We start from the raw sequence: 6,335 nt of genomic DNA on the forward strand, positions 1-6,335 counted from the left end.
GCCGCTGTGTTTTTATTTGCGGCCTCGCTGCAGGAAGGCGACGGCGATGATCACCACGCCTTGCACTGCGGCATTCAGGTAGACACTGATGATGCTGGTCAAATTCAGGATATTGCTGATCACGGACAAGAGGATGGCGCCGATCACGGTGCCGACGATGCGCCCCTCTCCCCCCTTCAGCGCCGTGCCGCCGACGACGACGGCGGCGATGGCTTCGAGTTCCCACAGCAAGCCCGTGGTCGGCGTGGCCGAGCCCAGGCGCGGCACGTACAGCACCGTGGCGATGCCCACGCAGACGCCCAGCAGCATGTAGGTGGCAATCTTGACCCGGTCGACATTGATGGCCGCATAGCGCGCCACTTGCTCGTTGGAACCAATCGCCTGCACATGGCGGCCAAAGGTCGTACGGTTGAGGATGATGGCGCCGGCCGCCGCAACGAACAGAAAGATCCAGATGGGTATCGGCGCGCCCAGCACGCTCGTGTAGTAGACGGGGCTGTACAGCTCGGACAGGGTAGCGTCCAGGGTCAGCGCGCCGCCGTCCGCCAGGTAGGTGAGCACTGCGCGGAAGATGCCGAGCGTGCCCAGCGTCACGATGAACGGTTCGATATTTCCCTTGCTGATCAACAAGCCATGCATCAGGCCAAAACCGGCGCCCAGGACCAGGGCCATGGCAATGCCCAGCACCAGCATGGTGATGGGCGCCAGGTCGCCGCCCGCGCCTTGCGCCAGCGCATTCATGAAATAGATCATGCAGCCGGCGATCAGGGCCGCCATCGAGCCGACGGACAAATCGATGCCACCGGAAATAATCACGAAAGTCATGCCGACGGCGATGATGCCGATAAACGCCGTGCGCGTGAGCACGTTCATCAGGTTGTCGACAGTGGCGAAGTCGCCATTGAGCAAGGTGCCCGCGATGCACAGAGATAACAGGCCCAGCACGGGGCCAAAGCCCTTGATGCGCGCGCCGAATTGGGCCAGGGGGGATACGCTCGTATCAGTGCGTGCCGGTTGCATGGGCAATCAACTCCTCTTCAGTCAGGTGGTCAGCAGACAGGGTGGCCTGCAAGGTGCCGGCGCGCATCACGGCGACCCGGTGGCACAGGCCGATCAATTCGATCAGTTCGGATGAAATCACGATCACGGCACGCCCTTCGGCGGCCAGGCGGTGGATCAGGAAATATATGTCGCGCTTGGCGCCCACGTCCACGCCACGGCTCGGCTCGTCCAGCACGACGACACGCGGGTCAGAGTGCAGGTATTTCGCCAGCGCCAGCTTTTGCTGGTTGCCACCCGACAGCATGCGCGCGCGGCTGTCCAGGTCGCCCGTGCGGATATTGAAGTCCGCCACGGCCTTGGCCAGCGCCGCTTTTTCCCCTGCCACATCGAGCCACGGCCGCGCATAGCGCTCCATCGTCATCATGGTGAGGTTTTCACGCAAGCCCAGGTTCACGTGCAAGCCCTTGCCCTTGCGGTCTTCGCTCAGATACGTCATGCCGTGCTGCATGGCTTGCTTGGGGGTGCGGATATCCACGGGCTGGCCATTGAGATGGATCACACCCGCGCTGCGCGGACGCAAGCCCAGCAAGGCCTCGAACGATTCCGTGCGCCCCGCCCCCACCAGGCCCGCAAAGCCCAATACCTCGCCGGCGCGCACCTCGAACGACAGCTCTTTCGCCCAGCCGGGCACGCACAAGCCCTGCACTTTCAGCAACACGGGAGCGTCTTTCGCCAGCGCCACTTTGGCCGGGAACATGTCGGACAATTCGCGTCCCACCATCAGGTTCGCCATCTGCTGGCGCGTGAGGCTGGCCGTCGGCTCGCGCGTGACAAAACGCCCGTCGCGCATGACGATGACCTCGTCCGTGTTGCGCTCGACTTCATCGAGCTTGTGGGAAATGTAGAGGATGGTCACGCCGTCCGCTTTCAGCTGCGCCATCACGGCAAACAAACGCTGGGTTTCCGAAGACGTCAGGGTGGCGGTCGGCTCATCCATGATCAGGAAGCGGGCGCGGCGCGACAGGGCCTTGGCGATTTCCACCAGCTGTTTCTCGGCGACGATGAGGTCGCGGATTTTTGTATCGGGCGAGACGTCCAGGCCCACCTGTTTCAGATAGCGCGACGCCTCTTCCCCCATGGCGGCCTCGTCCAACAGCCAGCCGCGCGTCTTTTCATGGCCCAAGAACATGTTTTGCGCCACCGTCAGGTGTTCGGCCAGGTTGAATTCCTGGTGGATCAGCACGATGCCAGCCGACTCCGCCGCGCGCGAACTGGCAAAGCGCTGGGGCTGGCCATCGATCAGCAATTGCCCTTCGCTCACGCCTTCGTAGCCGGCGAGAATTTTCATGAGGGTCGACTTGCCGGCGCCATTTTCGCCCAGCAAGCCATACACGCGCCCCGGCGACAGGGTAAAACTGACGCCATGCAGGACGCGCACGGGGCCGAAATCCTTGCAGACCCCTTCAAAACCGACGGCAACGCTCACTATGCACTCCCTCGCAAAATTAACTGGTGTTGCAGCAGCACGCCAGGCACACTGGCCGCCGGGTCCGCCAGCCGTTGCAGCAGCAGGCGCGCCGCCGTCTCGCCCAGCTCGCGCATCGGTTGCGCAATCGTCGTGAGGCCGGGATCGATCTGCGCGGCAATGGCGATATCGTCGAAGCCGATCACGGCCACGTCCTGCGGCACGCGCTTGCCCAGCTGCCGCAGCGCGCTCAGCACGCCGATGGCCAGGGTGTCGGAGACGGCAAAGATGGCCGTCGGCGCATCGGGCTGCGCCATCATGTCCAGCGCCGCCTGCGTGCCGGCCGCATAGTCGAGGCTTTGCACCGTGTGCACCCACTGCGGCTGCACGGGCAGGCCGGCCGCCGCCAGCGTGTCCAGGTAGCCTTGCTGGCGTTGCCGCGCGTACAGGTAGCGCTCGTCCGAATTGATCAGGCCGATGCGCGTGTGGCCGCGCGCCAGCAGATGCGCGACGGCGTCCGACGCAGCGCGGTGGTTGTCGATGCCGACATACGGCACGGCCACGCCGGGGTCGAATTCGCAGCACGCCACCCATGGCAGGCTGGCGGACTCATGCGACAGCGCATGCTGCACCGTGTCCGGATCGAGGCAGATGGCGCCATCGGCGCGGTGCATGCGCAGCAAGTCGAAATACGAGCGCTCGCGCCCGGCGTCGGCGCCCGTGTCGCACAGCAAGACGAAATAGCCATGCTCGCGCGCCACCGTGTCGATGCCGCGCACGATCTGCGCATAGAACGGATTGCCCACGTCGGGCACCATGGTCAGCAGCATGCGGCTCTCGGCCGTGCGCAGGCTGCGCGCCAGGTGGTTCATGCGGTAGCCGAGCGCGGCCACCGACGCCAGCACCTTGTCACGCGTGGGCGCCCGTACCCCGCTCTGCTCATTCATCACGCGCGAGACAGTGGCCACCGACACCCCCGCATGCGCGGCAACGGCGCTGATGGAGACGGTTTCAGTCGGTAACGGCGAAGGAACGGCTGCTGGCATGGTGCTCTTCAATAAAATGTAATCGATTACATTTATAAGCCAGCGGCGCTCCTGATGCAAACATTATCGATGTTGCGGTGCGCAAAAAACAGGCAGAAAATGCACAGGCAAGGCGCAAGAATCGGCCCGATGCGAACTGGCAAACGCTGCCGTGCAGAGCAAGGGAATGGCGTCTGCTGCACGGCAAAATGGCCGCGCAACAGACCAGGGAAAAACTTATTTGAGCATGCCGCAAAAGGTCTCGGGATTGCCGTCGAGAATCACGCCGCTGGGCCAGCGGTGGCTGCGCTGCTGGGCGCGCAGCAAGGACGCCGCCAGGGCCGAGTCGCCATCGACGGCGTAGACGAAGACGGGCATGTTCAGGGTGGCCGCGTCGGCCAGCAGGTTCGGATTCGCGTCGAGGCTGCGCGCATCCACGTGCACGCCAACGGGCATGCCGATCTGCTTTTGCACGCGCTGCAGCCAGGGCTTGTCCAGCTTGGGCGCGCGGGCATTTTTCGCCAGGTAACGGCTGACCCGGTTGGTGCCGGCCGCCTGCGCATTGCGCGCGTCAAACACCAGCAAGCCAAGGTAGCCCTGCGGGTCGGCGCGGCGCGCGCATGCCAGGTTGTTCGGCACGCCCGAGGTCAAAAACCAGTTGCCGTGTTTGATGCCGCCGCGCAATTGCGCCACCAGCGCGCCGATCGGCGCACACGAAGGCACGACATCCTTGATTTCCGCATTCAAGGTCTTGCCGGGAAAGGCCGTGGCCAGGTCGGCAATATCGGTGACGAAGGGCGGCGTTTCCGGCGTGGCCACGCCACGGTTCTTCATGCTGGCGGCGCGCCAGTCGTCCGCCGTCAATTGTTTCACGGTACGGGGCGAGCCCGTATCGACCACCCTGCCCGTCAACAGGTCGTGGTGCACGACCCAGTTGCCGTCGCCCAGCAATTGCAAATCCGTCTCGACACCGTCCCAGGTGCCGAAATAGGTGTTGCGCAGGGCGCTCAGCGAGTTTTCCGGCGCATTGCCGGCGCCGCGGTGGGCGTGGACCTTCATGCCCTGGCAATCGGCGTGCACGGCCGTGCTGACCATGCACAGCAGCATGGCCAGCGCGGCCGCCTTATTTTTGTCCCGGATGATAGCCATAGTGAATTCCTTGCAAAACATGAATGCGGATCGCTTCGTTGACGGGGTAGCTGTAGCCCTGGCCCACGGCCACCACGTGCGTGATATTGGCGAGAATGGCCTTGCCAGCGATGTTCCAGCGCGTGCTGTCGGGCTCGGGCTGGCGCGTCCAGTCCAGCATTTGCGTAAACAGCTCACTGCGCGTGACGTTATTGTCGAGCACCGACAAGATACCCCAGGTGCCCGCGAAGGCCGTCGCCAGCACGCCCGTGGCAATCCAGGCGGAACGGCGGCTCAGCTGGCCATCGGCCCCGGCCTGCTCGCCACGGCGCATGGCCAGCAGCAATAATACGACGGTGGCGATCAGGTACAGCAATTTCGAGAAGTGGCCGATGGCGCCCAGCAGCGAGAAGAACAGGGCCACGGGCGGCACGATGGCGGCGCGCGCCGCTTCCTTGCCCTCGTGGAAGAACCTGCCGCCCGGCTCGAAATCCGTGCGGCTGGCGCGGTACTCCACCAGCTTTTCCGCCGTCTGGCGGTCGAGGAACTGGTCGAACAGACGGCCGAACTCGGCCGGATTCGCATACGCGGCCTGTACCGTGGCGCCGGCCGGCAATTTCAAGGCGTCGCGCAATTCCGCCTGCACGCCCGGTCGGGCGACAAAGGCGGCAAACGGCAGGCCCGGCGGGATGCGTTCGCCACGCAGCGTGACGCCTTTGCTGGCCGCCTCGGCCGTGTAGCGGCGCTTCACGGCGGCGCGGAAGCCCCGCTCGTCGTCGGTTTTCCAGTTCGCGGGCACGGGCACTTTCTTGCGCACATTGCTGACCACGGCCGCCTGGCGCCGCATCGGCACCGAATGCGGCTGCCAGCCCCGCCGCGACAGGCTGTTGCGGTATTCTTCCCACGACGATTGCTGCTTGGCGCGCAAGCCGGCATCGCTATCGGGAATGATGCCCGCATACAATTCCCACTTGCCGGCCAGTTCGCGCATGGCCTCCTGGTATTTGTCATAGTAGCCGGATGGCCCGCCGGCCACCTGGCGCACATTGGCGCGCACCAATTGCTCCTTGGCCGGCCCCATGCGCTCATCGAGGTGCTTGACGGACACGGCCAGGAAGGGGAAGAGCGCCAGGAACGACTTGCCTTCCGGTTTCGCGAACAGGGTGGGATCGTCGACCAGGCCCTGCAGTTGCAAGCTGCCGCCTACCAGCGAGCGCTGCAGCAAGGTGGTATTGAAGGCCATGCGGCGAAATTCCGCATCGCGCGTATTGACCAGCACGTTCACCGTGGTTTTCAGCACGCCGAAGACGACACCGGCCGTGACCACGCAGCAGACGATGATCTTCAACCAGCCGGGGCCGCTGCCGCCCTTGCCGCCATTTTTCAGGCGCCGGCGCCACATCAGCTGCAGCACCACCAGCGCGGCGGCGATGCCCGACAGGCTGCGGCCATAAAACTCCACGCCTTCCACGTCTTCCGGCTTGACGTTGCCACCCACCACGTCGAGCAGGCGGGCATTGAAGCCCAACTCGAAGCACAAATACACGATCGTCAGGACGATCAGGATCAAAGTCTGCCGGATTTGCAGACTGCGCAAACTTGCGGCCATCTTATTTCCTCAAGTCCAGAACAACGGGCTTGATTTCTTCCGTCTGGAAACTCATGGCGGCCGGCACGCGCGATGCGCTGTCGGCGGCGCGCGCGGCCGGCGCGTC

5 protein-coding genes are annotated in these 6,335 nt (G+C 64.5%); all 5 read right to left on the reverse strand.

The genetic code is table 11. The features are described from left to right. Window positions 1-12: 12 nt before the first annotated feature. Window positions 13-1,020 carry an ABC transporter permease gene (locus tag JaAD80_RS15990; RefSeq protein WP_102295423.1) on the reverse strand — a complete coding sequence of 336 codons (1,008 nt, stop codon included), beginning with the start codon at window positions 1,018-1,020 and terminating at the stop codon, window positions 13-15. Beyond that, window positions 1,001-2,488 (reverse strand): sugar ABC transporter ATP-binding protein, encoded by a 1,488-nt coding sequence (locus tag JaAD80_RS15995; protein WP_102295425.1) that lies wholly within the window; start codon window positions 2,486-2,488, stop codon window positions 1,001-1,003. The genes JaAD80_RS15990 and JaAD80_RS15995 overlap by 20 nt, the downstream gene beginning before the upstream one ends. Continuing rightward, entirely contained in the window at window positions 2,488-3,513 is a 1,026-nt protein-coding gene (locus JaAD80_RS16000) for a LacI family DNA-binding transcriptional regulator (protein ID WP_102295427.1), read from the reverse strand. Before JaAD80_RS16000 ends, JaAD80_RS15995 begins: the two co-directional genes overlap by 1 nt. Before the next feature lie 216 nt (window positions 3,514-3,729). Continuing rightward, complete coding sequence (locus JaAD80_RS16005; protein WP_258003020.1) at window positions 3,730-4,641, reverse strand: glycerophosphodiester phosphodiesterase family protein; 912 nt, start codon at window positions 4,639-4,641, stop codon at window positions 3,730-3,732. Continuing rightward, window positions 4,616-6,229: a hypothetical protein gene (locus JaAD80_RS16010; RefSeq protein ID WP_258003021.1), complete on the reverse strand. Its 1,614-nt coding sequence runs from the start codon at window positions 6,227-6,229 to the stop codon at window positions 4,616-4,618. The genes JaAD80_RS16005 and JaAD80_RS16010 overlap by 26 nt, the downstream gene beginning before the upstream one ends. Window positions 6,230-6,335: the final 106 nt, after the last annotated feature.

This window comes from Janthinobacterium sp. AD80 (genome assembly GCF_002878455.1).
Lineage (GTDB): Bacteria > Pseudomonadota > Gammaproteobacteria > Burkholderiales > Burkholderiaceae_D > Janthinobacterium.

Excerpts from the sequence above, each read along its gene's own strand:
- JaAD80_RS16005 (WP_258003020.1), bottom strand. The coding sequence starts at position 4,641 with ATGGCTATCATCCGGGACAAAAATAAGGCGGCCGCGCTGGCCATGCTG.
- JaAD80_RS15990 (WP_102295423.1), bottom strand. The coding sequence starts at position 1,020 with ATGCAACCGGCACGCACTGATACGAGCGTATCCCCCCTGGCCCAATTC.
- JaAD80_RS16010 (WP_258003021.1), bottom strand. The coding sequence starts at position 6,229 with ATGGCCGCAAGTTTGCGCAGTCTGCAAATCCGGCAGACTTTGATCCTG.
- JaAD80_RS16000 (WP_102295427.1), bottom strand. The coding sequence starts at position 3,513 with ATGCCAGCAGCCGTTCCTTCGCCGTTACCGACTGAAACCGTCTCCATC.